The organism is Niabella sp. CPT15-335-S11, from assembly GCF_058792415.1.
On record NZ_JBYTEI010000001.1, the window covers coordinates 1117081 to 1144068 of the forward strand.

General features: G+C 47.3%; 24 protein-coding genes. 12 read left to right on the forward strand and 12 right to left on the reverse strand.

The window, feature by feature from the left end; all coding sequences use genetic code 11:
- Positions 1–38: 38 nt before the first annotated feature.
- The 3 genes from AC3WS5_RS04400 to AC3WS5_RS04410 all read right to left on the reverse strand — a co-directional run bounded on the left by AC3WS5_RS04400 (position 39) and on the right by AC3WS5_RS04410 (position 5513).
- Positions 39–2480 (reverse strand): glycoside hydrolase family 2 protein, encoded by a 2442-nt coding sequence (locus tag AC3WS5_RS04400; RefSeq protein ID WP_492466033.1) that lies wholly within the window; start codon positions 2478–2480, stop codon positions 39–41.
- Positions 2481–2600: 120 nt separating this feature from the next.
- The gene (locus AC3WS5_RS04405) at positions 2601–3770 is read right to left on the reverse strand and encodes an MFS transporter (RefSeq protein ID WP_492466034.1); all 1170 of its coding nucleotides are present in this window, start codon (positions 3768–3770) and stop codon (positions 2601–2603) included.
- A 15-nt stretch (positions 3771–3785) separates the two neighbouring features.
- On the reverse strand, positions 3786–5513 hold the full coding sequence (locus tag AC3WS5_RS04410; protein ID WP_492466036.1) for a class I mannose-6-phosphate isomerase: 1728 nt from the start codon (positions 5511–5513) through the stop codon (positions 3786–3788).
- A gap of 133 nt (positions 5514–5646) precedes the next feature.
- Between AC3WS5_RS04410 and AC3WS5_RS04415 the strand changes: the two genes are divergently transcribed.
- Positions 5647–6387: a GntR family transcriptional regulator gene (locus tag AC3WS5_RS04415; RefSeq protein ID WP_492466037.1), complete on the forward strand. Its 741-nt coding sequence runs from the start codon at positions 5647–5649 to the stop codon at positions 6385–6387.
- Here the strand turns inward: AC3WS5_RS04415 and gltX are convergent.
- From gltX to AC3WS5_RS04455, 8 genes are all read right to left on the reverse strand, one after another.
- Positions 6382–7908: a glutamate--tRNA ligase gene (gltX, locus tag AC3WS5_RS04420; RefSeq protein ID WP_492466038.1), complete on the reverse strand. Its 1527-nt coding sequence runs from the start codon at positions 7906–7908 to the stop codon at positions 6382–6384. The two genes, AC3WS5_RS04415 and gltX, sit on opposite strands and share 6 nt — an antisense overlap.
- 120 nt (positions 7909–8028) lie before the next feature.
- A complete protein-coding gene (locus AC3WS5_RS04425) occupies positions 8029–8454 on the reverse strand; it encodes a hypothetical protein (protein WP_492466039.1) in 426 nt (141 codons plus the stop codon).
- A gap of 2 nt (positions 8455–8456) precedes the next feature.
- A complete protein-coding gene (locus tag AC3WS5_RS04430) occupies positions 8457–8678 on the reverse strand; it encodes a ferredoxin (RefSeq protein WP_492466040.1) in 222 nt (73 codons plus the stop codon).
- Positions 8671–9921 (reverse strand): peptidase U32 family protein, encoded by a 1251-nt coding sequence (locus AC3WS5_RS04435; RefSeq protein WP_492466041.1) that lies wholly within the window; start codon positions 9919–9921, stop codon positions 8671–8673. Before AC3WS5_RS04435 ends, AC3WS5_RS04430 begins: the two co-directional genes overlap by 8 nt.
- Before the next feature lie 91 nt (positions 9922–10012).
- The gene (locus tag AC3WS5_RS04440; protein WP_492466042.1) at positions 10013–11548 is read right to left on the reverse strand and encodes an MFS transporter; all 1536 of its coding nucleotides are present in this window, start codon (positions 11546–11548) and stop codon (positions 10013–10015) included.
- Between the two features lie 193 nt (positions 11549–11741).
- Positions 11742–12404, reverse strand: a complete 663-nt coding sequence (locus AC3WS5_RS04445; RefSeq protein ID WP_492466043.1) for a bifunctional 4-hydroxy-2-oxoglutarate aldolase/2-dehydro-3-deoxy-phosphogluconate aldolase — start codon at positions 12402–12404, stop codon at positions 11742–11744.
- Between the two features lie 12 nt (positions 12405–12416).
- A complete protein-coding gene (locus AC3WS5_RS04450) occupies positions 12417–12539 on the reverse strand; it encodes a YhcH/YjgK/YiaL family protein (protein ID WP_492466044.1) in 123 nt (40 codons plus the stop codon).
- Positions 12514–13728, reverse strand: coding sequence for a PfkB family carbohydrate kinase (locus AC3WS5_RS04455; protein ID WP_492466045.1), 1215 nt, complete (start codon positions 13726–13728; stop codon positions 12514–12516). The genes AC3WS5_RS04450 and AC3WS5_RS04455 overlap by 26 nt, the downstream gene beginning before the upstream one ends.
- A 51-nt stretch (positions 13729–13779) precedes the next feature.
- Here AC3WS5_RS04455 and AC3WS5_RS04460 point away from each other — a divergent pair, with 51 nt between their 5' ends.
- Entirely contained in the window at positions 13780–14217 is a 438-nt protein-coding gene (locus AC3WS5_RS04460) for a 6-pyruvoyl trahydropterin synthase family protein (protein ID WP_492466046.1), read from the forward strand.
- A gap of 398 nt (positions 14218–14615) precedes the next feature.
- Positions 14616–15155: an SRPBCC family protein gene (locus AC3WS5_RS04465; protein WP_492466047.1), complete on the forward strand. Its 540-nt coding sequence runs from the start codon at positions 14616–14618 to the stop codon at positions 15153–15155.
- An 83-nt stretch (positions 15156–15238) separates the two neighbouring features.
- On the opposite strand, the gene AC3WS5_RS04470 is transcribed toward AC3WS5_RS04465, so the two are convergent.
- Entirely contained in the window at positions 15239–15484 is a 246-nt protein-coding gene (locus AC3WS5_RS04470) for a hypothetical protein (protein WP_492466048.1), read from the reverse strand.
- A 178-nt stretch (positions 15485–15662) separates the two neighbouring features.
- On the opposite strand from AC3WS5_RS04470, the gene AC3WS5_RS04475 reads away from it, so the two are divergent.
- From AC3WS5_RS04475 to ispG, 9 genes are all read left to right on the forward strand, one after another.
- Positions 15663–16829 (forward strand): Gfo/Idh/MocA family protein, encoded by a 1167-nt coding sequence (locus AC3WS5_RS04475; protein ID WP_492466049.1) that lies wholly within the window; start codon positions 15663–15665, stop codon positions 16827–16829.
- 11 nt (positions 16830–16840) lie between these two features.
- A complete protein-coding gene (locus tag AC3WS5_RS04480; RefSeq protein WP_492466050.1) occupies positions 16841–17839 on the forward strand; it encodes a sugar phosphate isomerase/epimerase family protein in 999 nt (332 codons plus the stop codon).
- A 140-nt stretch (positions 17840–17979) separates the two neighbouring features.
- Complete coding sequence (locus AC3WS5_RS04485; protein WP_492466051.1) at positions 17980–18552, forward strand: IS1096 element passenger TnpR family protein; 573 nt, start codon at positions 17980–17982, stop codon at positions 18550–18552.
- A 52-nt stretch (positions 18553–18604) separates the two neighbouring features.
- The gene (gene miaA / locus AC3WS5_RS04490; protein WP_492466052.1) at positions 18605–19525 is read left to right on the forward strand and encodes a tRNA (adenosine(37)-N6)-dimethylallyltransferase MiaA; all 921 of its coding nucleotides are present in this window, start codon (positions 18605–18607) and stop codon (positions 19523–19525) included.
- A 32-nt stretch (positions 19526–19557) separates the two neighbouring features.
- Entirely contained in the window at positions 19558–19983 is a 426-nt protein-coding gene (locus AC3WS5_RS04495) for a hypothetical protein (protein ID WP_492466053.1), read from the forward strand.
- A complete protein-coding gene (locus AC3WS5_RS04500; RefSeq protein WP_492466054.1) occupies positions 19983–20438 on the forward strand; it encodes a hypothetical protein in 456 nt (151 codons plus the stop codon). The genes AC3WS5_RS04495 and AC3WS5_RS04500 overlap by 1 nt, the downstream gene beginning before the upstream one ends.
- A 223-nt stretch (positions 20439–20661) precedes the next feature.
- Positions 20662–22821: a heavy metal translocating P-type ATPase gene (locus AC3WS5_RS04505; RefSeq protein ID WP_492466055.1), complete on the forward strand. Its 2160-nt coding sequence runs from the start codon at positions 20662–20664 to the stop codon at positions 22819–22821.
- A 150-nt stretch (positions 22822–22971) separates the two neighbouring features.
- The gene (locus AC3WS5_RS04510) at positions 22972–24888 is read left to right on the forward strand and encodes a RecQ family ATP-dependent DNA helicase (protein WP_492466056.1); all 1917 of its coding nucleotides are present in this window, start codon (positions 22972–22974) and stop codon (positions 24886–24888) included.
- A 54-nt stretch (positions 24889–24942) separates the two neighbouring features.
- Positions 24943–26970 carry a (E)-4-hydroxy-3-methylbut-2-enyl-diphosphate synthase gene (gene ispG, locus AC3WS5_RS04515; RefSeq protein WP_492466057.1) on the forward strand — a complete coding sequence of 676 codons (2028 nt, stop codon included), beginning with the start codon at positions 24943–24945 and terminating at the stop codon, positions 26968–26970.
- The last annotated feature ends 18 nt before the right edge of the window (positions 26971–26988 follow it).

Below are 26988 nucleotides of genomic sequence, written 5' to 3' on the forward strand. Positions count from 1 at the left end.
TTGATGAGCTATAAAATAATATTTTTCGTTTTTTAATATCATAAAGATCTTACCGATGGCCTGATGTTCAATTGAATGATTTGCTCGCCAAGTGTATCGTGGCGGGCAACAAGCCGGATTACACCTTTACCTGAGGATCGGGCCCTGACCCAAATAGCAGCTACACCCCCCGATGCACTTAAGTCGAATGGGTTATCGCCAATAATTTCCCCGGGAGCATCAATGTTAAACCCGACAATGCCAGTGCCAAACCCTCTGTCGTTGCCGTATCTGTCGCAGACACCAAAACGAACCCTTACAGCATCTCTTCCATCGCTCAGCACCCAGGGTTCATCAGCTTTCAGATAGAGTTTATCCAGTTTCGTATCTGCTGAAAAAAGCCTGGTGCTAACCAGTTTATTGTTGTGATACCCTTCTAAGTGTAAATCTGCTTTTTGCTCATTGTCAAAGAAGTTCGCGGACTTAACAAAAAACGGTGGATACTTAATATTAGAAAACCTCTGGGAGTCAGGATGCAATTCCTGAACAAAATGGTCGCCAACAAAGACTTTCAGCGTATCGCAGTTTGAGAAAATAGCCGGATCATCAATACTGTTTTTCAGCCACCCTGGATTGCTACCCCAGTAAAAATTGGGAAGAATGACCGGCCTGACTGCCGGATCACACTGCGAGCGGTAAAAATTGGCTCCCGGCTTGAATAACCTGAAGACATCGGCTATGCCGGGATATTTTACGCGGTTGTACGAGTTGACCAGACTCGAATAATCAAACGCACACCAGGCAATAACCCCGCAGATATCTTTCAGGTTCCCCGCTTTCTGATGGGCCTGTGCATGATATACTGCCTGCGCCATCTGAATTTCTTCGGGACTGGTTCTCTTATAGGTATTATCGAAATTCTTACGCTTTTTATAATTAAACTGTCCAACCACTTCCGCCAGCATATACGGGAATCCTTTGACCGGCGCTTCAATCCCCACGGAGCCATCAGGGTCAGCGTGGTAATCATCATATGCAAAAACGTCCTCATCCCATTCCTGCTCCCAGTTCTTCCTGGACCCAGGTGTCATCGACCCGGAGCTCGGTCTGGTCCCGTCCAGTCGCTTGCTTATTTCTTTGGTTCGTTTATACAATGCTTTGTCATTTGCGGATTCATTCACCCTGGTACCCCAGATAATTATGGAAGGATGATTTCGGTCGCGCAGTATCATATCTTCTACATTTTTGATGAGGGCTTCTTTCCAAGGCTCATCGCCCAGGTAACCCCAGCCGGGGATCTCTTCCCAAACCATCAGACCAAGTTCATCACATGCATCCAGAAATGCCTCGCTCTGCGGATAGTGAGAACACCTTACCGCATTGCAGTTCAGGTCATGCTTGAGAATACTGGCATCCTGTCTCATCACGCGCTCAGGCATCGCGAAGCCGGTGTACGGATAAATCTCATGCCGGTTCAATCCGAAGAGGCGTTCCTTTTTTCCGTTGAGATAAAATCCGTTGATTTCAAATCTTGCTTCCCTGAAACCGATCCTGCACCGGTGATTATGAATCTTCCGGCCATCCACAACAAGCGTAGTTGTTAAGATGTAAAGGTTGGGATGATCGAAATGCCACAGATCAATTTGCGTCAGATCCGTTAGTTCCATCTTCAGGTTGGTAATACCTGTAGTATGGTCCGGCATTTTCCGTGACTTCCTGCTGACGACCTTACCATCACGGCTTAGTTCCGCAAGGATTGAGACGGCCTTGCCTGCAACGCCCGCGTTGTTAATGGTTAAATCGATTTCCAGCTTTCGGGAGTTTTTATCAAGGACATTTAAAGGTTTGGCAAAAACATCCTGGATAAAGATCCGGGGAACGGCAACAAGCCTCACATCCCCGGTAATACCACCCGGTTCAAGATAGTCAACCCGTTTGGGACCGACGGGTGCACCTTGCGGGGGAACATTGCTCCAACGGGAATCCACCGCGATCAGCAAATTATTTTTTTGGCGGATGGCATCTGTTATCTCATACGAAAAAGGAAGGTAGCCTCCATAATGTTCGGGTAATTTCTGACCATTCAAATAAGGTATGGCGCCCACCATGACCCGGTCGAAATGCAGGAAGACACGCATGCCGGCAAATTCCGGGGGCAGTACAAATTCTCTTTTGTAAATATATAAGGCCTGCCACTCGTCCACGTCCCAGTTTTGCCAGGATAAATGGTTCACACAATGGGGCAGCGTTATTTTTTGCCCCCTTGGCATTTTGTTCATTTCTTCGATCGAAGCAGATCCGATCTTTCCGCCAAAGTACCAATCCTGGTTCAGATGCTGTTCCAGCTTCGCGTAGTTGGTACCACGCTCAGCATCATCGTTGAAAAGCAGTCCGGTGAGGTCAGGCAATTTTAGGGATAACATCACAAGTGCTCCATTTTGAATAAATGTTCGCCTGGATTGAGAATTTGGTTTTTTATGTTCCCGCTGATTTTTATTCATCAGATTGGTTTAAATGTTATATGTATGTTTCCTGTGCCGATGTTCATACCTGGACATCTCCGCGGTGAGCAGCCGTTAAGCACAGCCGTAAACTCCGTTTGAGTATGAGCTTCCTGCCATTTAAGCGGATACATGTTTTTTGAGCGTAAGCGTGAGTAATAAAATTAGGAACAGGCAAATCAAAATAACTGCAAGAGCAGCAGAGAATCCCAGGCTGTCATTCACGATTCCCTGGACAAATGGAATTACTGCACCGCCAACAATACCCATGATCATCAGCGCGGAAATTTCGTTGGAACGGGATGGATTTCTTTGCAGCGCAAAAGAAAATATGATGGAAAATACATTGGCGCAGGCGAATCCCAGAACGAAGATCAGAATCCTCAGCGACCAGACTTCGCGCACAATCAGCAGTGCAACAAACGCAATCAGCGCTATAACCAATGAGGTTAAAAGGTAATTCATTGGTTTGGTCTTCAGTAACAGGAATGCCCCCAGGAACGATCCGATCGTGCGGGCAGCAAAATAAACACTGGTTCCATAACCAGCGCTTTCCAGGCTAAGACCGGCGTGTTTCATCAATAGTTCCGGAATGGAAACATTCATCCCCACATCAAAGCCTACGATCAGAAAAATGCAGAAGAAGCAAAATAAAATGAAGGGGTCCTTCAGCAAACCTAAAGCGCCTCCGAATGTAGCCCGCGAACTTTCAAATCCGGTTTCTTTTACTTTTGAGAAAAGCAACAGGAGCACGGATATCAGTGAGGCAACGGCAAATACGAGAAACGTGATTTTCCAGTTGCCAAAATAACTGGCGCTAAAACCGGCTACCAGCGGGCCGATAAAGGAAGCGATAGCTTTTATAAACTGACCTGCGGTGAGCACGCTCGCTGTTTTCTCAGCGTTGAACATGGACGCTACCAGTGGGTTCAGAGAAACTTGCAACATAGTATTGCTAATACCCAGCAAAATAAAAGCGAACATCAGCATGGAAAAACGATACCACAATAGCGGGATGATCATGGCAAAGGTCGTCATGACAAGCGCTATCAACACGGTGTTCCTGCGCCCGATCCTTCCCATCATGATTCCTGTTGGGATGGAGAAGACAGCAAACCACAGGAATACCATCATCGGCAAAGTTCCGGCGAGTCCCGCGGATAAATGAAAATCATTCTTAATGTAATTGGTGGCAATGCCAACCACATCCACAAAGCCCATGATGAAAAAGCCTGAGAATGCTGCAATGGCGGGGAGTAAACCGGTTGATGTACTTTTCGTTTGAGTCATATGGCTGGATAATGATCAGGTTCTTACATATGCTTTAATAGTGATACATTCTTTTCCTTCCGAAGGACCGTGGGGTCTTATGCTATATTCCCTGATCGCAGCGGGAATAATAAAAGTTTCGGCATAATGTACCACAAATGGTTCGAAGGAACTGTCGGGGCTTTCTACAATAATCTCTGTGCCTTCCACCAGATTCAATACGTTAACGGTGTTACCCGTTTGGTGGTTGACCTGCCCCGTGAAATAATGTCTCCTGGTTTCAATAAACTCGCTGGGGTGCAAGCCGGTTCTTTCTTCGAGCCAGCCTTCGCCTTCCGATATTATCTCAAACTTGTTTACCAGCTGGCTGGTTGTAAATGCCGTATCCCTGTCCCACTGCAACACTTGTTTACCTCTTTCAATATTCACAGGGCGTGGCTTGCCGTCAAGTCCCGGGCGGTTCCAATCCCAAAGTTTAAAGGTAAACAGATTAGGTGTAGCACTGATTTCCAGTACCACGGTATTTTTTCCTGAGCAATGAATAGTTCCGGCGGGTATGAGAAAATGATCATGTTTTTTCGCAGGGATCTTGTTCACATACTTATCGGCATTGAATTCTATTTCCGGCTCACTGTTGGCCTTTTCCAGTTCGGTAAGCAGTTGGACCCGATCGATGCCGGTCTTTAGTCCCAGGTAAACACTTGCACCATCCTTCGCATCCACAATGTAATAGCTTTCGTCCTGCGTGTAGGATAAGCCAAAATGATCGCGCGCAAACGCTAGGGTGGGGTGGACCTGCAAGCTCAGGTTGCCGCCATCCATGGTATCCAGAAAATCGAAACGGATCGGAAATTCTTTGCCAAACCTGGATTCTATGGCATCGCCGAGCAGTTCGCGGGTTTTGACATACACCAGATTATTTGCCGGCATCTCAAACTCAGTATCATCGATCTTCAGTACCAGACTGTTTTCTTCAGGTACGCAGTCAAAACACCATCCGTAATTGATCTTCCTGCGATCCAGGTCGAAGGTTTCCTTCATCCATTGACCTCCCCAGGGAGCGGGGTCGAAAAAAGGAACGACCCTGAACGGAGATGCAGTCACTCTTGCCAGACCGTTGAGGAAAGTGTCTTTATCAATCAGTTTCGGGTGAGTCATGTCCGTTGTATCCAGCCAAAAATCCGCTCGTTGAAAAAGAGTCTGCTTATGCCCGTCCAATATTCTCCAATCGTTGAAATATCCACGTTTGTATTGAATGGAGATGGGTTCATCGTGGTTTTTCACGCCTAAGCCATCAACCTTACCCAGACGCATGCGCTGCTGTATTTCCCAGCGGGGCATATCGGCAAAAACAACCAGACCCTCCTGCGTTATCAGCGAGGCTCCGTATCCAAAGACAATCGTTTTTTCTTTCGAAGTGCGGATACCCTGTTGAGCAGCCAGCATTTTTTCTTTATCTATATAGTCATTAAAACTCAAACGGGTAATGTGGCCGAATAACGGGTCTTCTGTTAGCGTATCAGCCGTTAGGTGACGGATTTCCTGTTCAGATTTCAATATGCTTCGGGTGTCGAGGAGGCGGTAACCTTGCAGGCCGCTCAACTTACTGAGCAGTTCCTCGTAGTAAACTCCGCTATAGCAATCAATGATCAGTGTCGGTCTTTCATGCATTTCACCGGCAAGAAATTCCAGGATCTCGGGCCACCCGCTTATAATCCATCCGTTTGTCTGAACCCCTGGCCGCTTATCGTAACCCGTGTGCATGTGTCGTTTATTATTTGCTTACCCTAAATTAATATGTATGAACATAATCGATCTCAAAATTAATAGGTTTGTTATAGATTGGAAAAATATATTTCGATATTTTTTTTACAGTATTTTTGTTTGAAACAGTATTTTGCTGAAAATAGATCATAAAAGTGGCGTTCCTCTGCATGTACAGGCAGAGAATTTGTTGCGTAATCTCATTCAATTAGAAGAGTACAGGAATGGAAAATTTCTTCCCAATGAGGTTGAATTGTCTGAACAATTGAAAATTTCCAGGAACACCCTCCGGCAGGCTATTAACAAATTGGTTTTTGAGGGGCTACTGGTCCGAAAGAAAAGGTTAGGGACCCGGGTTTCTGCAAACCGTGTGGTCAGCGGCGCTAATAACTGGCTCAGTTTTTCACAGGAGATGAAATTATTAGGGATTGACGTGTACAATTTTGAATTGCACGTGAGATGGGCAGAGCCATCGAAGGAGGCTGCTTCGTTTTTCGGGATAGATCGGGGAAAGAAAATATTGAGGCTGGAACGACTGAGGGGAAAGAAAGATTTGCCATTCGTATATTTTATTTCCGAATTCAACCCAAAAATTCCACTCACGGGTTCTGAAAATTTTGTGCGGCCTCTATACGAAATCCTTGAGAAAGACTATGGGATCGTGGTCAGAACCTCCCAGGAGGAAATAAGTGCCGATTCGGCTGGTGAGTATTTTGCAAAAAAGCTGGAGATCAACGCCGGCGATCCTGTGCTTATCAGAAAGAGATATGTTTATGATGCTGACGGAGTCCCGGTGGAATACAATTCAGGTATATACCGGGCAGATTCTTTCACATACACCATCGTTTGCGAAAGAAATACTTTGGGTTTATAACTTGTGTAGTGCATCCTGAATACGATGGATCGTTTCCTGCTGACCAAGAAGCGCGGCGATATCAAATACATGAGGTCCGAATTTACCACCAACGAGCATGATGCGCAGGGGGAGCATCAGTTCACCAGGTTTCAGCTTGTTGACCGCTGCAATTTCCTTAAAATTACTTTCCAGTTCCTCTCCCGTCCAAACCGGTGCCAGCTCATAATTGCGGATCAATTCGGCAAAAAACAGCGCCTTGGATTCATTCCACTTTGGCTGAATGGCAGCTAGGTCAATGGTTTCAGGCCTTTTAAAGAAATAGGATGTTTGCTCATAGAAATCCGTCAGCAGCGTACACCTTTCTTTCACCAGTTCAATGATCTTTCCCAGCCTGGTTGCATCGCTGACCTCCAATCCCCGTGCGGACAGCACTTCCGTGACTCCTGGCAACAGCCTTTCAGCGTCCAGTTTTTGGATCCATGCGTGGTTGAACCATTTTGCTTTTTCAAAATCAAATTTTGCACCCGCGCTATGGACACGGTCCATCGAGAACTTAGCGATCAGTTCGTCCATCGTAAAGATTTCCTGTCCGGTCCCATCGTTCCACCCCAGCAGCGCCAGGAGGTTAACAAATGCCTCCGGCAGGAAACCACGCTCCTTGAAGCCCTCGGTCAGTTCGTTTGTTTTGGGGTCGGTCCAGTTCATGGCAAAGACCGGGAAACCGTATTTTGCGCCGTCCCTTTTGCTTAGCTTGCCATTAGGTCCCAGAATCAGCGGGAAATGCGCCCATTGGGGCATTTTATCAAGTCCAAACAAATATTTCCACAGTAAAATATGAACCGGTGCGCTGGGGAGCCATTCCTCACCGCGAAAGGCATGGGTGATCTGCATCAGGTAATCATCCACTACAACGGCAAGGTGATAGGTGGGCATGCCATCGGCTTTCAACAGAACCTTATCATCCACCAACCCGGTATCGAAGCTCACCTGTCCGCGGATCATATCCGTCAGTTCGACGGTTTCATTCTCCGGCATCCTCAGCCGGATAACATAGGGCGTCTGGCTGCTGATCAGCCGGTGTACCTCATCGCCTGTCAGTGAAAGCGAGTTACGCATGTCCATCCTCACTTTAGCATCATATTGGGGTACGGGATTTTGCTCAGTACGGTACTTACTGCGCATCTCCTCCAGTTCCGCGGGTGTATCAAATGCGTAATAGGCGTGACCTTCCGCAACCAGTTCCTGCGCGTATATCCGGTAAGAGTCTTTTCTTTCACTTTGCCGGTAAGGACCAAAAGTTCCACCGTGCAAGACGCTTTCATCCGGCTCAATACCGCACCATTTCAGGCAATTGAAAATATATTCTTCTGCGCCCGGCACAAACCGGCTTTGGTCAGTATCTTCAATCCGTACGATCAGTTTGCCGCCGTGATGTTTGGCAAAGAGGTAATTGTAAAGAGCGGTACGTACACCGCCAAGGTGCAGTCCGCCAGTGGGAGAAGGGGCAAAACGCACCCTAACTTTTTTACCGGAAGTCATATAGCAAATGTACAGAAACAGAACGTGAGCATCAACCTCTGCCGTTCATAAATTAGCGAGTTTGAATTTTTGCCTCTTGTAGTCTGCCTGCTGTGTCGGGGAAAACAAAAGCAAAGTATATTAATCTTCCCGTACCCACTCCAGTTTTGTACCAAAGCCTTTAGTACTGTCGGTCATTTTGATATGTTTAATCCTGACAGACCAAAGTTCGCCTGGTTTAACGATTGCGTAGGGATGCCTTTTGTGGTAGTGAGCAAAGGCATTGAGTGCCTGTGGATGATCTTCAGGCAGTAGCTCTCCTTCAAACTGTACGCCCTGAACAAGAAGTTTGTTCAGTTTATCGGGGTGAATCGTACCTGCTATTTTTCCGTTCTTCCTCAACAGCCTGGAATGCCGGGTGTCTTCGGAGGATTTGTAATACAGGATAACCTGTTCGGCGTGGAAAGCGTAAAAACAGGCGAAGCAATAGGGACTTGCCTGCTCATCCACGCAACTGATAGTAGCGCAGGTTTGCTTGCTGATAAATTTTAATATATCCGGGTGCATGTTTATTGTATCTTGATGATCCTGACCGGGCAGGCCGAAGCTATTTCCGTTGTTTTTTCTGCTTCCGGTTCGTTCAGCGGCCTGATAAAAACTTCCTTCTTTTGCAATGCATGCAGCAGGGTGGCTTTTCCGTCTTTTCGGGATAAGCGCCATAGTTCAGGTTGCCGTTCATAGCAAATACCGCAGCCAATGCATTTAGAACGGTAGAATACTATTTTACGCATCTTCCGCTTTCACGATTTTATAGAGTTTGTCGGTGGGGGTCACTTTTGCGGGAACTTTGAAAGTGATTTTGTCACCCTTTCGGGCAGTATCGCTCTGCACGCCATTCACGGTGAGCGAGTGCATGGTTTCTTTCATCATGCCTATTTGCGAACCGCTGACCATCAGGGTATCCCCGCTGTGGATGGTGCCCGCTTCAACCAGGAATTCTCCTACTTTGATCCGGGGATAATATTTTGTTCCCTTTCCAATATAGACCTTTTTTTCGGTGGCAGCGGACCCTGGTTTCTTTGTCCATTCGCCTAATTCTCTTCCCAGGTAGTAGCCGTCCCAGAACCCACGGTTGTACACGGTGCCCAGGCGTTTCATCCACTGTTCCACTTTTTTATCATTGTAGCTGCGATCAGCTATCGAGTCCAGGGCCTCCCGGTAGCACTTTGTTACCTCATAAACATAATCGGCCCCCTTGCTGCGACCTTCGATCTTCAATGTCTCGATGCCTGTTTTGACCACTTCATCGAGGAAGTTAATGGTGCAAAGGTCTTTGGGCGACATGATATATTCATTATCGATCAGCAGTTCGGTTCCTGTTTCTTTATCCCGGACCTCATAGGCCCTGCGGCAGTTTTGCTGGCAGGCCCCGCGGTTAGCTGAAGCATTGTTTGTGTGTAGGCTTAGGTAACATTTACCTGAAATAGCCATACACAGTGCGCCGTGTCCGAAGATTTCCACTTTAAGGAGATCCCCGGAAGCCCCCCTGATATCTTTTCTTTTTATTTCCCGGCAAATATTCTGTACCTGTTTGAGGGTGAGTTCCCGAGCCAGTACAACCAGGTCAGAGAGTCTGGCAAAAAACCTTACCGCTTCAATATTGCTGATATTGGCCTGCGTTGAAATATGCACATGGATCCCAAGCCGGTTGCACATCTCAATCACCGCAAAATCGCTGGCAATAACGGCATCCACCCGGTGCTTTTTCACTTCTTTCAGAATGGTGTTCAATAGGTGCATGTCGTGTTCATATACGACGGTGTTGAGGGTGATATAGGATTTGATGCCGGCCTTCCTGGACCGCGAGGCTATTTCCCCGATATCCTGAAGGGTAAACGGAGCGGCGGAAAGGGTACGCATATTCAACTGTTCAACCCCAAAGTAAATTGCGTCAGCTCCGGCGTTGATAGCGGCCTGAAGGCTGTCGAATGACCCGGCAGGCGATAACAATTCAATTTTTCTTTTGTTCCACATGGGTTCAATTAAAAATGGTCAAAGTTACCATTATTCAATAAAAAACCCTGCCGTTCTTTGGCAGGGTTGTAAGATACTTATTTTTAAAAGTTTAAAGATCAGTCACAGGTTTGTATTTGGGCACCAGAATTTTCATGATGGTCCATCCGATGAGGTAAGCTACTGCGCAAATGCAGAATATGATGAAATAGCCGGCAGGTTTGCCTTCGAAGCCCATGAAGTGCATAGCTGGCTGAACGAATTGGGCACCTTTTTCAAGTAAATTTTTCGACATTTCAACTTCGCTGCCATCAACCAGTGTTGTTCCGGCCGCATAAACGAAAAGGTTACCGGCTCCTTTTTGCAATATCATGGAGCCAATACCACCGGCCATCCCTCCAATTCCGGTCACGGTTGCAATGGCACCCTGAGGAAGCATATCGCCGATAGTTGAAAAGAGATTAGCACTCCAGGCCTGGTGAGCTGCACACCCGATAGAAATCAGGATTACCGGGATCCAGGCAGCGTTTTTGCCTAAATAAGCGAATTCGATTCCCATGGGCTGAGCCAACAACACCAGCAATGGGAAAAATGCAAAGATCAGCATCGCCTTCATACGTGCCGCATACGGGTTTTGACCGCTTCGATTAATGAAGATCGTTGGTAATTTTCCCCCATAGATTGATAGTACTGTCACAATCGCATAAAGGGTGAAAATCAGGGACATGCCTAACCCTTCCGAAGTCTTGATTCCAAATTGGGTGTTCAGATAAGAGGGTGTCCAGAACAGGAAGAACCACCATACCCCATCTGTCATGAATTTACCGACAGCAAATGCCCAGGTTTGCCTGTAAGAGAAACATTTTTTCAAAGAGATTTTCTTTTCGACCTTTTTGTTCTCCTCTTCGGTAAGTTCCTGTTTATCCTGTTCGATATATGCCAATTCCTCTGCATTCACTCTCTTGCTCTCAGCCGGTTTATCATAAAGAAACACCCAAAATGCCATCCATATAAAGCCCAGCACACCGATAATAACAAAGGCCATTTCCCAACCAAAATGCTTAGCTAACGGAGGAATTGATAGGGGTGCAAACAATGCACCGATTGAGGCGCCCGCGTTGAAAATCGACGTAGCATATGCGCGATCCTTTTTTGGAAAGTATTCGGCAGTCGCTTTGATAGCCGCGGGGAAGTTACCTGCCTCACCAAGTGCAAGAACGCCCCGCGCCACCAGAAAGCACCACATACTGACCGTTGCAATTACAACTGCAGTATCACCGGTCGCGGCCGCCAGTTCGGCAGCAGTGTGCAACCCCACGTATGATTCCGTGACCAGACCACAAGCAGCGTGCAGAACCGCACCTACACTCCAAATACCAATGGACCACAGAAACCCTTTTTTAGTACCCATCCACTCCACAAAGCGTCCTGCAAACAACATACTTATGGCATAAAATATGGAAAAGAAGGAAGTGATAGTGCCATAATGTGATTCATCCCAATGAAACTCAGGTTTGATAAATTCATCCCAGGTCAATGACAAAACCTGCCGGTCAAGATAATTGATGGTTGTCGCAGCAAACAGCAACGCAACCACAACCCAGCGGAAGCTTGTCATGGTCCCTGTTTGTTGTTTTTTTTGAATCATTCTGATTATTTTATTTAATTATCAATAGTTATCAAGTTCAAGTTCTGCGAATGCTAACGGGGTAAATAGGGCATCGCCTGTTGGAAAGTTTCAGGCTGGCAGGATCGCTTACAATCTTACTTAATAGGTCATTGTTGTAATGGCCCTATGGAATGTTGCGTTATTCTCACCTTTTCAGTTTGGCATAAATATTTTACTTTTTGACTGACTGTATGATCGCAAGCACTTCACGGGTATTATTTTCAATAGCCGTATAGTTTCGGTCACTCATCAATGGCTTGCTGATTAATTTACTTCCCATTCCCACAGCGCTGACACCTGCTTTGAACCAGCTTTCAATATTCTCCCGGGTGGTATCCACGCCACCTGTGGGCATGAATAGCAAGTTGGGGAAGATATCTTTGATGGTTGTCAGAAATTTTGGGCCAAGCATATCGCCCGGAAATAGTTTGATAAATTTTATACCGGAATTTTCGGCAACAATGATCTCACCGGGGGTCATACAACCCGGGGCATAAAAAATTTCGGATGCAACCGTGTAAGTCGCTATTTCCGGCACATAGCCGGGACTTACAAAAAAATCAGCGCCGATGTCGAAATAGCTTTTTACCTGTTCCAGGTTCTTGACAGTGCCAATGCCAAGGAGCAAATCTGCCATTTCTTTATCACGAACTTCAATCAGTTTTTTGAAATTAGATTGTGCCGCTTCCCCGCGGTTTGTGTACTCCACCGCTTTTATGCCTGCTTTATACAGCGCCCTCAATACCTCTACGCTAACGGACTCATCTGCATTAAAATAGAGTGGAAGTATACCTTGGCCAGTGATCGTATCTATAACCTGTTTAGTTTGTATCATAAACCGAGTTTTTCATCTTTTTACTTTCATCACCACTTTTTTGATTACCCCGTCTGAAATCAGGGGTGCATGTACATCCCCGCTGAAGAAAATAGCAAACTGGCCGGGATCATCGCTGTACCCTGCCACTGCCATCGCCTTTCAGCAGGGTTTCTACTTCCGCAACGGTCACCAGGTTGAAATCCCCGTAAATAGTATGTTTAAGGCAGGATGCCGCCACCGCAAAGTCCAGCGCCCGCTGATCTTCACCCGGATAACTGAGTAAGCCATAAATTAAGCCACCCATAAAGGAATCACCGCCGCCAACCCGGTCAACGATATGGGTAATATCATAACGCCGGGAGTGGTACAGAGTCCCTTCGCTGTAAAGCACTCCCCCCCAGGTATTATGATTCGCATTGATAGAACCTCGCAGCGTGATTATTACTTTTTTAGCGCGCGGAAATTTCTTCATTAATTGCTGACAAACAGACTCAAATTCTGCCTCGTTCACCTCGCCCCCGGTCTGCGCTACATCAAAAGCTTCGGGTTTGATGCCAAACACTTTTTCCGCGTCCTCCTCATTGCCCAGGATGATATCGCACCCTTCCACCAATTGCGGCATGATCTCGGAAGCGGTTTTCCCATACTTCCAGAGGTTCTTCCGGTAATTCAGGTCTGTAGAAACCGTAACCCCCATCTCATTGGCTATTTTAATGGCTTCCAGACAAGCGTCCGCAGCACCCTGCGAAAGTGCCGGAGTAATACCGGTCCAGTGAAACCATCCGGCATCGCGGAATATTTCGCGCCAGTTTACCATGCCCGGAGTAATTTCGGCGATGGAAGAGTGGGCCCGGTCGTATACCACTTTGCTGGGCCTCGCTACCGCACCCGTTTCCAGGAAATAGATGCCCAGCCGCGAGCCGCCCCGCAAAATGTGTTTGACACCCACACTTCTTTTCCGGAGATCCATGATGCATGCATCTGCGAGATCATTGTTGGGAAGTCGGGTGATATAATCCGTTTCCATACCGTAATTGGCCAGCGATACCGCCACATTGGCTTCTCCGCCGCCAAAGCTGATATTAAACTGGCTTGCCTGACTGAAACGCTCGTATCCGGGAGGGGAAAGCCGGAGCATAATTTCACCGAATGTTATAACTTTTTTGCCCATGGAAATAAAACTATCGTTTTTGAAATAGTTGGGTATAAATCGTTCTTGAATCGCCAAATCTAATGAATATTTCAGAGCTAATAGCGGGTAATTACGCATACGATTTCGTAGTGTAGTGGTTATCCAGGTCTGGCGCATGACGGGCTTAATGCCCAGGCTGATTGTCTTCACAAATTTTTGTAATATCTTTGCAGGCGATTTTTTTCAATTTTAACCAGAAGCATGTTACAACTGACCAAGGTATTTCATTTCGAGACGGCTCATGCCATTTTTGGGTATGAGGGACAATGCAAGAATATTCACGGACATTCCTATGAATTACACGTTACAGTAGGAAACAAAAAAGCAGACGATGGCTTTATTCCGGCACCAGGATTCGTTTTCGATTTCAAAGACCTGAAAAAAGCGGGTAATGAAATTGTGGAGACTCTTGATCATAAGATCGTGCTTTCAAATGCCTATCTTAACGCCCATCCCTATTTGAGAGCGTTGGAAAACCTGGTGATCTGGGATTTTGAGCCTACTGCGGAGAATATTCTCCTTTATATCAAACAGGTGGTTGAAAGGAATCTTCCCGTGGGAATGGTACCTCTCTACCTCAAAATCTATGAAACGAAAAACTCCTATGCTGAATGGATCGCAGATCCTGTGATGCCTTAGAACCTGACCTTTGATCGGGGTCGTAACTCATAGGGGACCGTCCTTTTTAAAATTTCCTGGCGGGTAAAGCGCCTTCGAGGCGGGTTAAATCACTGCTGATTCACAAGTTACAGGTTTCCTTTTAGCCGGGTAGATTGACACCGTGGGTTACGCAAAATTTCAGTGAAGAATTTATTGCAAAATTTTTCTTAAGAAATTTGGTTTCCCTATTAAAATTATAGTATATTTAACGGTCAAACACCGATTTACAGGAAAAACACCAGATTTGTTTCGCTGCCGGCGAACGGATGGTTGGGGATTTGTCAGGAAGGTCTACCGGATATTTCGGCGTTTCAGGCATTGGCTATAGTGCGCGAAAGGCTGAATTATAAATAACTCCAACCTAAATATTTCAAACCATGCGTATTATTAAAAGAATCCTCGTCTTTGTTGTCGTATTGATCGCCCTTCTGCTTATCCTGGCTGCTTTTGTGGATGGGCATCTGAAAATTGACCGGACCGCCGATGTCCGGGCGCCCCGCGATACGGTCTGGCAACATGTCAATTCTATTGCGGCCCTGAATACCTGGAATCCCTTTCTGAAAAAAGATCCAAATGTAAAGATCAGCTACGAGGGAACCCAGGGAGCTCCTGGTTCAAAAATGTGTTTCGCTAGTGAAATGAAGGGCTTGGGCTCAGGCTGTGAAACTTTATTGGCGGTTAATGCACCGGTATCCGTTGACGGTATTGTGGAATTTGAAAAACCCAACAAGCGCGTAGTACATTTTTCTGTAACACTCGATTCAATCGCCTCGGGAACCAGGGTTTCCTGGCGTTCCAGTGCGGAATTGCCGTATCCTTTCCGACTGATAAAACTGTTTGCAAATTTCGACAAGACAATCGGCACCGATTTGGAGCACGGACTCCAGACTCTGAAAAGTGAAAGCGAAGCCAGGTAATCCCATTGGAAACCGAACCGGATCCGGTTTGTAACCCCTGGTAATATTTTATTCATTTGTTCCCCTAAAAAGAGTCTCCGGGGTCAGGCAGGTCTTTCCCAACCCGGAGGGAGGGTTGCTACATAATCCTGAAGAGCGGTTCTGCCGTCAGCCAGCATGCCGGTCATTTCTGCGGGATCGAACATCAGGCCGCCGGGTCCGCCTCCAAGAGGTTTTTCAGGCCGGACCAGGTAGATTTTTGCGGGAGTACGCTCATCAAAACGCGGATCGGGCTTATCCTGCTTAAAATAGGAGCGGATTTTGTCTTCCGATACTCCCTGTTTTCTCATATTGTTTCGGATGCGGTCAATATATTGCAGGAGGCTATTCTGAGAATATATGGGGTGTTTAGTATGTGTTTCAAATAAATAAAGCATTAAATAAAAATGCTGTATCATAGTTTTTCCGGAACTTAGTCAGCGATTTAGCTTTGACGATTAATTATTTTATATTCAATATTATATCAGCATGATGAACAGAAAACTTCGAATGGGTATGATCGGAGGCGGCACCGGCGCGTTTATAGGCGCTGTCCACCGGATAGCTGCCCTGATGGATGGACAGATCGAACTGGTTTGCGGATGCTTCAGCAGCAATCCCGAAAAATCGAAAACCAGCGGCCAGGCCTGGTTTATACCGGAAGACAGGGTTTACGCAACTTACCGGGAAATGATCGATAAAGAAGCCAGGCTCCCCGAAGACGAAAGCATGGATTTCGTGACCATTGTAACGCCAAACAACATGCATTTTACCCCCGCCATCATGGCCCTGGAAAATGGATTTCACGTGGTTCTCGACAAACCCATCACTTTCACTACCGAGGAAGCGAAATTGCTAAAATTGAAAACAGAGGAATCCGGATTGCTGCTCGCACTCACTTACACCTATTCAGGATATCCGGCGGTTAAGGAAGCCCGCGAAAGAGTTAGGCGGGGTGATTTAGGCAAAATCAGGAAAGTTTACGTAGAATACCCGCAAGGCTGGCTGGCGGGGAAAGAAGAGGACGCAGGCAATAAACAGGCCGCCTGGCGCACGGATCCCCAGCGCTCGGGAAAGGCAGGCTGCATGGGCGATATAGGTACCCATGCCCATCACCTCGCGGAATATATCACCGGCCTCCGGACAACAGCCGTTTGTGCCGATCTGCACGCGTACGTTCCCGGAAGATTACTGGACGATGATGGTGCTGCCCTGCTCCGGTTCGACAATGGAGCCAGCGGAGTACTTGTAGCCACGCAGGTCGCGGCGGGTGAAGAGAACCCGCTGAAGATCAGGGTGTATGGCGAAAACGGCGGCCTGGAATGGTGCCAGCATGAACCTAATACCCTGCTATTGAAATGGCGAAACCGGCCCACAGAAGTTATCCGGACCGGAATGGGGTATATGAGTGCAACGGCCAGACATAATACCAGGACTCCCGCCGGACATCCGGAGGGTTACCTGGAAGCCTTCGCCAATATCTACCGGAATTTTGCCCTGACCATCAGAGCGCGATTGAATGATGAAGTGCCGGGGAAAGATCTGTTGGATTTTCCAACAGTGGACGATGGCATCCGGGGTATGCAGTTTATTGATGCCGTGGTGGCCTCCGGCTACGACGAAAACCAGAAGTGGATACCCTTCCCCAATCAGTAAAAAATAAAATGATGAACCGACCAGTAACCTTATTTACCGGCCAGTGGGCCGACCTCCCCCTTGAAACAGTTATTGAAAAAGCCCGGTCATTCGGGTATGACGGACTTGAACTGGCTTGCTGGGGTGACCATCTTGAAGTGCACAAAGCGGACCAGGCATACTGCGATGCCAGGAACGCGCTGATGGAGAAAAACGGGCTAAAGATGTTTTCGATTTCCACGCACCTGGTGGGGCAGGCGGTCTGCGATATACCCGACCAGCGGCACAAGAGCATTTTGCCGGATCACGTTTGGGGTGATGGTGACAGCGAAGGTGTACGCAAACGGGCAGCAGATGAAATCATCAGAACAGGAGAGGTGGCAAAGAGACTGGGGCTAAAAACGGTGAATGGTTTTACCGGCAGCTCCATCTGGCCTATGTTATACTCCTTTCCGTCTGTTACTGAAGAGATGATCGAAGAAGGCTTCGCAGATTTTGCCAGACGCTGGACGCCGATCCTGGATGCATTTGCTGAGATGAGCGTCAGATATGCCCTGGAAGTACATCCTACAGAAATAGCCTTTGACATTGAGACCGCAAAGAGGGCCCTGAAGGCACTGAACGGGCACCCTGCATTCGGATTTAATTACGATCCCAGCCACCTGGGTTACCAGGGTGTGGATTATATTAAGTTTTTATATGAATTTTCCGATCGTATTTTTCATGTTCATATGAAAGATGTGAGCTGGAATCATTTTCCTGGAACAGCGGGTGTTTTCGGCGGCCACCTGCCCTTTGGCGATAACCGCAGATACTGGAATTTCAGAAGTGTGGGCCGGGGTCGAATTGACTTTGAAGGAATCATCAGGGCTTTGAATGATATCGGTTACGACGGGCCTCTTTCTGTGGAGTGGGAAGATTCGGGCATGGATAGGGAAGCAGGCGCCGCAGAATCCTGCCGGTTTGTAAAAGATGTTGATTTTGTACCCGGCAAACAGTCGTTCGATGCAGCCTTCGAAAAAGAACATTAAAAGCGTCACCGGAAACGCGAATCTGAAAAATTATCTTAAAATTTTTTCAGTCTGCCCCCGAATAAGCGGTAAATAGGGGATATACGGAATCCTGGCCAATACTTAAATTTTTCTTTCAGGCTATTTTCGTAAATTCGTTCATGGCAATTTTTAAATTCAGAGTATATTTTGAGGAGGATGATAGCATTTACAGGGATATTGTCATCAGGCATTCGCAGTATTTTTATGAACTGCATGAAGTAATCCTGAAAGCCTTTGAATTTGACAATAAGCATCAGGCCAGTTTTTACCGCAGCAACGATAACTGGCAGCAGGGCCGGGAGATTTCACTGGAAATTTACGATCGTGAACATAAAGCGCCGCCGCTTCTTATGAAAGAGACGGTTATCGGTTCCGAAATAAAGAACACAAACCAGCGCTTTACTTATACCTACGATTTTCATAAACAATGGAATTTCCTGATTGAATTGATCAACGTTGCGGGCGTGGAAGACGTGAAAGTGGACTATCCCGCTGTAGTCAGGGCTGAAGGTATCAGTCCCAAACAGTATGGTACCAAAGGCCTGCTGGGGGATAAATATGCCGATATTGAGGAGAAATACGATCTGTCCCGGGGCGCTGACGGTTTCGGTGAAAAAACCGAAGAAGGCGAGGACCTTGAGGTGGAGGAAGAGGTCTCCGATGACTACAGCCAGGAAGATGAGGGGCTTTGATCAAATTCAGTTACCTGATGATTGCTGGAACTTACAGATTTAAGACGTACTATTGACCCAGGCGTATCCCAACACTGTTATCGTTATTGCAGGTCCCACAGCATCGGGAAAGACGGCATTGGCTATAGAAGTAGCCCGCCATTTTAAAACGGTGATACTATCCGCCGACAGCAGGCAGTGTTACCGTGAGCTCAATATTGGCGTCGCGAGACCATCTCCCGAAGAATTGCAGGCCGTTCCTCATTATTTTATTGCTTCTCATAGTATCCGCGATGAGATAAACGCAGCCTTCTATGAAAGCTATGCCCTGCAGCTTTTGGGCCAGTTATTTATTACCCACCCAATTGTGGTTGTCTGCGGCGGAACAGGCCTGTACATCAAAGCGCTGCTGGATGGTCTTGACGACGTACCCGACGTGCCGCGTCAGATAAGAGAGGAACTGACCGGTCAATATCGTACTGGAGGCATCTCATGGTTAGAGGAAATGCTCAGGGAAAATGATCCGCTGTTTGCGGCCCGTGGCGAAATGCAGAACCCGCAACGGATGCTGAGAGCGCTCGAAGTTAAGATGGCCACCAACCGCTCTATTCTGGAGTTTCAAAAAAAGGCAAAAAAAGAAAGATCATTTAACACACTGTTCATAGGCCTGGATATGCCAAGGGATGAATTGTACCATCGTATTAATGACCGGGTAGACAGGATGTACGCAGACGGGCTCGAAGCTGAAGTGGAAGCTTTGTTGCCTTTGCGCCATCTGAACGCGCTTCAGACGGTGGGTTACCAGGAACTGTTCGCCCGCTTCGATGGAACACTTACGCCCGACCAGGCACGTGCGCTGATCAAACAAAACACACGCCATTATGCAAAGAGGCAGGTTACCTGGTTTAAGAAACAACCTCAGGTAAAATGGATCGGACCTGATGAACAGGAATCGGTCATTCCCATCCTCGACGGACATTTGGCAAACCGATAGAGGAAACTTATTTTTACATTAACAAATTTGATATGGAAGAACAGAACCAACCGGTGACCCCGGAACCAGACGACAGGGAGTTTTTAGTGCCATCGTTAACCGCGATCAGTAAATGGACCAGGTTCATCTCATTGGTAGGTTTTTCCGTAGGCGCCTTCGTGGTAATGACCATGCTGGTGAGTGGGAGAGAGGTGCTGAAGATGATGGCGACAACGATGCAACTCCCGGGTACGGGGATTTATGGTATATTGATATTTGTCTTCTTTCTGATATTCTTCGTGGTGGCAGCTATTTTATACTTTCTGTATAAGGCTTCGATATTGTTTAAACAAGGTATCGCCGGAGGAGATGAATTACTGATTGCAGAGGGGTTTGTATTTCTGCGCCGCTTTTTTCTGGTGACGGCGATCCTGGGAATTATTGGGTTATTTTCAAATGTTATGAAATTATTTATGTGATGGACGATCAGTTACAGGAAGAACAAAACAAACCGGGACAAATTAGTGCATACACTAAAGAGAAAATTTGGATGGCTGCCGAAATGGGAGCTGTGGCAGGCGTTGCCATTTTGGCCAATGCCGTGATTGGGTTGTTTGTATATTTGAAAAGTCCCCGGCAGGTGACGCAGGTGGCTAAGGAAGGATTTGATGATGAGAAATTTCAAATCGCCAGTCAGTCATCGCTTTATTCCGTAATACTTTCGCTGGCTATCAATATCCTGTTGTTTTATTTTCTATTCCGTTTCTCAGGAACGGTCAAAACCGCGTTGCGGTTGAATGACAATATCGGCCTGGGAAAAGGGTTAAATAACCTTTCACTCTACTTCAAAACCGTGGGTTTGATTATCATTGTCATGTTTGCGCTTGTCTTATTAATGGTATTTGCTATGAGTATGGGCGCAGCGCTGAAGTAATCCGTGCGTTCAGGCGGGCTATTATATCTGCGATTATTTTATTTGTGCCCCGATCCACTGCGGCATTTGTGGTCAGACCTTCCAGGCCGGATCCCCCGAATTCACCCGTACTTATAAATATTTCTATATTTTTTGCTGAATTGCAACTACGTTTTAATAATCCTTTCCTGTTTGCGCTGAAATCTTTTAAAGGCGGGGTACCTTTGCAGATTAGAGTAATAGCATGGAAACGAAAAATATAATTCAGTGGAAGGTGGAAGGAATGGATTGTGCCACCTGCGCGCTGACGATCAATAAATTCCTGACCCGCGAGGGTATGAGGGACGTGCGTGTCAATTTTGCAACGGGAGATGTAAGTTTCGATCTGAACGGAAACATCACTCAACAAAAGGTCCTTCGCGGTTTGGAGGATCTCGGTTATCGCGTTTTGAAAGATAATACCGGCGAAGTGAAGTCATCCTCTGGGAAATCCTGGATAGACCAGTTGACATTCAGAAGTCATCGTCAGCGATTTTGGTTTTGTCTGCCTTTCAGCCTGGTGTTGATGTTACACATGATACCAGGTATTCATGAAGTGAGTTATCTGAGTTGGCTGATGGATCCGCTGGTCCAGCTAGCTTTGTGTCTGCCGGTCTATTGGACGGGCATGCGTTTTTTTGGAGTGAGCGCATACAAAAGTCTGCGCAACAGGATGCCCAATATGAATGTGCTGATCGCGCTTGGGGCTACGGCCGCCTTTGTGTACAGTCTGTACGGGACCTTTACGCATCAGTCAGATTATATATTTTATGAGACGGCTGCAACAGTGATCACGCTGGTGTTTCTGGGAAATTGGATAGAAGAAAAGACGATTCAGTCCACGCAGTCACAATTGAATAAACTGGCAAAATCGCAGGTGATCATGGCTAATATGATTGCTTATGATGCAGCGTTCAATGAGAATATTTTTCCGGTTGAAAGTACAGCTTTACGGGCCGGCGATCTGATCCTGATTAAAGCCGGAGAACAGGTGCCTGCCGACTGTAAAATTCTTTGGGGAGAAGCTGGCGTGAATGAAGCTATTATTACAGGAGAGAGCCTGCCGGTCGCAAAAGGGGCTAAGGACCTGCTCATCGGCGGTAGTGTACTGGTCGACGGCACTGTAAAGGCACAAGTCACAGCCGTAGGGGAAGAGTCGGTGCTTTCCGGAATTATACATATGGTCAAATCGGCCCAGGGAGAGAAACCTCCGGTGCAGCAAATGGCAGACAAGATCAGCGCGGTGTTCATTCCCGTGGTCATCGGAATTGCAGCGCTGACATTTATCGTAAACCTTTTTGTTTTGGGTGATTTTACGCCCTCGCTGATGCGGGCGATTGCGGTACTGGTCATTGCCTGTCCCTGCGCAATGGGATTGGCAACGCCGGCGGCGATCGCAGTGGGGCTGGGTCGTGGCGCAAGGAATGGTATATTGTTCCGCGATGCAACCAGCCTGGAAAATTTCAAAAATATCAGGCAGGTTGTTTTCGATAAAACGGGTACGCTCACTACGGGCGATTTCACCGTTTCGGCTTATCGGATCACGGACCCCTCCTTCAGCGACGAGGATTTCAAAAACCTGGTTTATGCCATCGAGAAATATTCAAATCACCCGATGGCGAAGAGCCTCACCAGGGCATGGAAATCCGGTGCACAGATCCGTTGGAAAAAAGTTGAAGAGGTCAAGGGTAAAGGCGTACGGGCTGAGGACAAGGATGGTAATGAATACTGGGCCGGATCGTACAGGGTTGCCAGCGGGCTGACTTCTGAACAGGACCACCAGGTGTATATCACCAGGAATAACCTGCTTATTGGATTTATAGACCTGGCCGATGAGATCAGGCCGGAGGCCCGGCAGGTGGTGGATTATTTCCGGCGGAAAAATATCAGGACCATCCTATTGAGTGGCGACCGGAATTCCAGGGCGCATCAGGTTGCAGACAACCTGCATATCGACGAGGTAATTGCTGAAAAGACACCGGAAGAGAAATGGCGTATCATTGGTGAAAAAAATGCAGAATCCCCGGTGGCGATGGTGGGTGACGGCATCAATGATGCACCGGCGCTGGCAAAAGCAACGATAGGAATCAGCATGAGTGATGCTTCTGAGATCGCTATGCAAACCGCGCAGGTTGTTTTGATGGGGCACGGACTGAAACATCTCCCCACGGCCCTGGGCCTTGGCCGTCATACCTATCAGACGATACAGGAAAACCTGTTTTGGGCATTCTCCTATAATATTATCGCCATACCAGTTGCGGCTTTCGGATTGCTGACTCCGATGTTCGGGGCGCTGGTTATGGCATTCAGCGATGTGGTGCTGGCGATGAACAGTGGCCGGTTGGCTGTAAAAAAACTGGTTTAGGTCGGGAGCTGTCATTAGCGGCAAAATACTTATTTGGGGTTCGGGTCCATAAAAATTAAGAATTTATTTACAGTGTATCGCATTGCCAAAGCCTGAATTGAGTGTGGTTTCGGGTTACAGGATGAAAATTTGGCCTAATTTTGTGGTATCATGGAGCAATCCCTGCAAGAAATCCTCCGGAATTATTTTGGCTTTGAGGCATTTCGTCCTTTGCAACAGGAGATCATCAAGGCTGTCGTGGAGGGGAAGGATGTGCTGGCGCTCATGCCCACTGGCGGCGGAAAATCCCTTTGCTACCAGGTCCCGGGTTTGTACAAGAAGGGCTTGTGCCTGGTGGTCTCGCCTTTAATAGCCCTGATGAATGATCAGGTTCAGGACCTCCGGAAAAAAAACATTACTGCATATGCCATTCATTCAGGTTTGTCGAGAAAAGATGTGATCAATGTGCTGGAGACAGCTTCTCACAGCAATTGTAAATTTCTGTATGTGTCGCCCGAACGCCTGGAGACCTCACTATTCAAGGAGTATTTACCCGCGCTGGACATTAACCTGATCGCTGTGGACGAGGCGCATTGCATATCTCAGTGGGGTTATGATTTCCGGCCGCCTTACCTGCGAATTGCCAGTTTGCGCGAAGAGCTCCATAGTATTCCGGTCATCGCCCTGACCGCTTCTGCTACGCCTTTGGTGCAGCAGGATATCTGTGATAAATTATCACTTAATAGTGAAAATAAATTTGAGATTTTCCGGCAGTCCTATGAGCGTCCTAATTTATCTTTCAGCGTTTTCCGGGAACCATCCCGGATGCCCAAAATTGCTTCGATCTTAAATAATGTTCAGGGTAGTGCCATTGTCTATTGCCGCACGCGCAAACGGACACGCGAGATTGCCAGCCTGTTGAATGCGCGCGGAATAGATTCGCGGTTTTACCATGCGGGTCTTGGGCCAGAAGAGCGGAGCAGGATCCAGGACGACTGGCTGGCAGGCCGGCTCCGGGTCATTGTAAGTACCAACGCGTTTGGCATGGGTATCAATAAGCCGGATGTGCGCGTAGTGATTCATGCTGATGTTCCCGACAGTCTCGAAAATTATTACCAGGAAGCAGGCAGGGCGGGGCGTGACGGTAAACGATCCTTTGCAGTACTGTTATACAACCAGGATGATCTGGACATGCTGGAGACTCTGCCTGCGACGCGTTACCCGTCGGTAGAGAAACTGAGAGAAGTTTACCGGTCCGTAGTGCACTATCTTCAACTGCCGGAAGGCGAAGCGCCAGGCGAGTATTACGATTTCGACCTGAAAGATTTTGTCAGGAAATTCGGACTGGATATTAATACCACTATTTACGGGTTAAAGGCACTGGAACAGGACGGCTGGCTAAGTTTTAATGAACAGATCTTTCTGCCGGCAACGGTGCGATTCGATGTATATAAAGATGCGTTATACGAATACGAAAAAATTTATACCGGTTATGAGCCGCTGATCAAGACCTTATTGCGCAGCTACGAGGGTATTTATGATTATCCGGTGAATATTTCGGAGACTTATCTCGCCGGGCTTTTACATTATGACCTGGACATAGTAAAAGAACAGTTGCGAAAACTGCATGCGGATGGGATCATACGTTATGAGCCTCAGAAAGATGTGCCCCAGATCATGCTGAACCGACCGAGGATCAAATCTGAATTACTGCAAATTGACACCAAAAATTATGCGGAACGCAAACGGGTATTTACGGAGAGGGTCCGGGCCATGCAGCTGTACATCAACAATACCAGTACCTGCCGATCAAAAATTATCGGCACTTATTTCGGAGATACCGACTTACAGGATTGCGGCATCTGTGACAACTGCCTCGAAAGGAAGAAAACAGCACTGAATACATCGCAATTCAAAAAAATGGCAGGGTTGTTTCAGGAAAAGCTAAGTACGCCTGTTACGCTGTTTCATTTATATAAGGACATGCAGGAGTTCGACAAAGATCATCTTCGCACCGTTATCAATTTCCTGGTGGAGGAAGAAAAGATCAGGATGCTGAACGACGGGAGGCTTGTCTGGGTAAAATAAATCCCTGGTAACATACCGGTGGCCACTGCGCGACCTTCTTACTATCTTTGCCGGATGGAATATTATGCTGAATCATTGACTCAATATAAACGCCTCTTAACCAGGGAAGTAAAAGTGGGCGACTTGTTGCTGGGGAATTTTCATCCCATCAGGATCCAGACGATGACCACGACCGACACGATGAACACGATCGCAACGGTAGAGCAAACGATCCGTTGCATTGAGGCAGGTTCGGAACTGGTACGAATCACGGCCCCTTCCAAATCGGATGCTGAAAATCTATTGAATATTAAGAATGAATTACATAGGCGTGGTTATCACGTGCCGCTGGTGGCGGATATTCATTTCACGCCCAATGCAGCGGAAGTGGCGGCCCGTATTGTAGAGAAAGTTCGGGTGAATCCCGGGAATTATGTGGACAAGAAAAAGTTTGAGCAGATTGAATATACGGATGCAGAATACCAGGAGGAAATTGAAAGGATCCGGGATCGGTTTACACCATTGGTAAAGATTTGCCGGGAATATGGCACGGCCATGCGCATCGGTACCAATCACGGGAGCCTCAGCGACCGGATCATGAGCCGTTATGGTGATACGCCAATGGGAATGGTAGAGAGCGCCATGGAATTTCTGCGGGTTTGCAGGGATGAAAATTATCATCAGATCGTTCTTAGCATGAAGGCGAGCAACCCACAAGTGATGGTCCAGGCCTATCGTCTGCTGATAAAAACGATGGATGCTGAGTTTGGTGAAATCTATCCATTGCACCTTGGCGTAACCGAAGCGGGTGATGGCGAGGAAGGCCGTATCAAATCAGCCATTGGTATCGGTGCATTGCTGGAAGATGGTATTGGAGACACCATTCGCGTGTCGCTCACTGAAGATCCGGAACTTGAAATTCCGGTCTGCCGGGATATTGTGAAAAGATATGATTTTCCCGCAGAGCAGGCTGGACAAGCAGAAGAAGAGGAGAAAATCATCCTGCCTTACGATCCGTTTCAGTATAACAGGAGAAAATCGGCTGCTGTTGAAAACGTCGGCGGTAAAAAGGTCCCGGTGGTGATTGCCGATTTCAGTCAGCACGAAAATTTATCGCCGGAGGATCTGGCGTCTGTTGGATACACTTACCGAGCAGAGACAGGGACCTGGCTAAAATCCGATGCTGCTGCGGATTATGTTTTTGTTGACGGTGAAAAGCCGGATTTTGACATGCCTCAGGGACTCAGGCTGATCGCTCCTTATGAAAAATGGACCGCCTGGCAGATTCCGGGGAGTTATCCTTTATACCGCCCCGAAGATCTTTTGGATGAGGGAACAGATTCAGCGCCTGGTTTCCTGTTTATTGAAAATGCAGGTAACCTGACAGAAAAAGAGTCACACGATATTTTCGAAATTCTTGAGAAGGCTCGCGACCGGAAGGACCTGATTCTTTGTGCAGGCAGTTCTGAAAGGAACGCAATGCAACGGGTAAGGACTTTTTTTATGGATCTGATGAGGCGCAACCTACCGTTTCCCGTGGTTCTAACGACGGAAAGCAACTGGCAAACGGCAGATGAGCACCTGATCCATTTTGCAACGGAGACGGGTGCATTGTTCCTGGATGGGTTTGGCGATGGGATCTGGCTCCGGATGAATCGTGGGAACAGAGAATTATTTAATTCAGGCAGTACAGGTCCCAGCGGGAGGACCTACGCCCGTCCGGCTGCGGGAGACGCGGTAGAGACTTTTTTAAACAATACAGCTTTCAGTATTTTGCAGGCCACGCGAACACGAATTTCCAAGACAGAATATATTTCCTGTCCGTCCTGCGGAAGAACGCTTTTTGAATTGCAGGAGACCACGCAGAAGATCAGGAAAGTTACCAGCCACCTAAAGGGAGTGAAGATCGCGATCATGGGTTGTATTGTCAATGGTCCGGGTGAAATGGCTGATGCAGACTTCGGCTACGTGGGGAGCGGACCTGGTAAGATCACTTTGTATAAAGGAAAAGAAATTGTGAAGCGAAGTGTAGATAGTGAAGTGGCGGTTGATGAACTGATCAGGTTGTTAAAAGAAAACAATGTTTGGATCGAACCTTCGTGAATTGTGAAGAACATGCCA

Excerpts from the sequence above, each read along its gene's own strand:
- AC3WS5_RS04400 (WP_492466033.1), bottom strand. The coding sequence starts at position 2,480 with ATGAATAAAAATCAGCGGGAACATAAAAAACCAAATTCTCAATCCAGG.
- AC3WS5_RS04405 (WP_492466034.1), bottom strand. The coding sequence starts at position 3,770 with ATGACTCAAACGAAAAGTACATCAACCGGTTTACTCCCCGCCATTGCA.
- AC3WS5_RS04410 (WP_492466036.1), bottom strand. The coding sequence starts at position 5,513 with ATGCACACGGGTTACGATAAGCGGCCAGGGGTTCAGACAAACGGATGG.
- gltX (WP_492466038.1), bottom strand. The coding sequence starts at position 7,908 with ATGACTTCCGGTAAAAAAGTTAGGGTGCGTTTTGCCCCTTCTCCCACT.
- AC3WS5_RS04425 (WP_492466039.1), bottom strand. The coding sequence starts at position 8,454 with ATGCACCCGGATATATTAAAATTTATCAGCAAGCAAACCTGCGCTACT.
- AC3WS5_RS04430 (WP_492466040.1), bottom strand. The coding sequence starts at position 8,678 with ATGCGTAAAATAGTATTCTACCGTTCTAAATGCATTGGCTGCGGTATT.
- AC3WS5_RS04435 (WP_492466041.1), bottom strand. The coding sequence starts at position 9,921 with ATGTGGAACAAAAGAAAAATTGAATTGTTATCGCCTGCCGGGTCATTC.
- AC3WS5_RS04440 (WP_492466042.1), bottom strand. The coding sequence starts at position 11,548 with ATGATTCAAAAAAAACAACAAACAGGGACCATGACAAGCTTCCGCTGG.
- AC3WS5_RS04445 (WP_492466043.1), bottom strand. The coding sequence starts at position 12,404 with ATGATACAAACTAAACAGGTTATAGATACGATCACTGGCCAAGGTATA.
- AC3WS5_RS04450 (WP_492466044.1), bottom strand. The coding sequence starts at position 12,539 with ATGGCAGTGGCAGGGTACAGCGATGATCCCGGCCAGTTTGCTATTTTC.
- AC3WS5_RS04460 (WP_492466046.1), top strand. The coding sequence starts at position 13,780 with ATGTTACAACTGACCAAGGTATTTCATTTCGAGACGGCTCATGCCATT.
- AC3WS5_RS04465 (WP_492466047.1), top strand. The coding sequence starts at position 14,616 with ATGCGTATTATTAAAAGAATCCTCGTCTTTGTTGTCGTATTGATCGCC.
- AC3WS5_RS04470 (WP_492466048.1), bottom strand. The coding sequence starts at position 15,484 with ATGAGAAAACAGGGAGTATCGGAAGACAAAATCCGCTCCTATTTTAAG.
- AC3WS5_RS04475 (WP_492466049.1), top strand. The coding sequence starts at position 15,663 with ATGATGAACAGAAAACTTCGAATGGGTATGATCGGAGGCGGCACCGGC.
- AC3WS5_RS04480 (WP_492466050.1), top strand. The coding sequence starts at position 16,841 with ATGAACCGACCAGTAACCTTATTTACCGGCCAGTGGGCCGACCTCCCC.
- AC3WS5_RS04485 (WP_492466051.1), top strand. The coding sequence starts at position 17,980 with ATGGCAATTTTTAAATTCAGAGTATATTTTGAGGAGGATGATAGCATT.
- AC3WS5_RS04495 (WP_492466053.1), top strand. The coding sequence starts at position 19,558 with ATGGAAGAACAGAACCAACCGGTGACCCCGGAACCAGACGACAGGGAG.
- AC3WS5_RS04500 (WP_492466054.1), top strand. The coding sequence starts at position 19,983 with ATGGACGATCAGTTACAGGAAGAACAAAACAAACCGGGACAAATTAGT.
- AC3WS5_RS04505 (WP_492466055.1), top strand. The coding sequence starts at position 20,662 with ATGGAAACGAAAAATATAATTCAGTGGAAGGTGGAAGGAATGGATTGT.
- AC3WS5_RS04510 (WP_492466056.1), top strand. The coding sequence starts at position 22,972 with ATGGAGCAATCCCTGCAAGAAATCCTCCGGAATTATTTTGGCTTTGAG.
- ispG (WP_492466057.1), top strand. The coding sequence starts at position 24,943 with ATGGAATATTATGCTGAATCATTGACTCAATATAAACGCCTCTTAACC.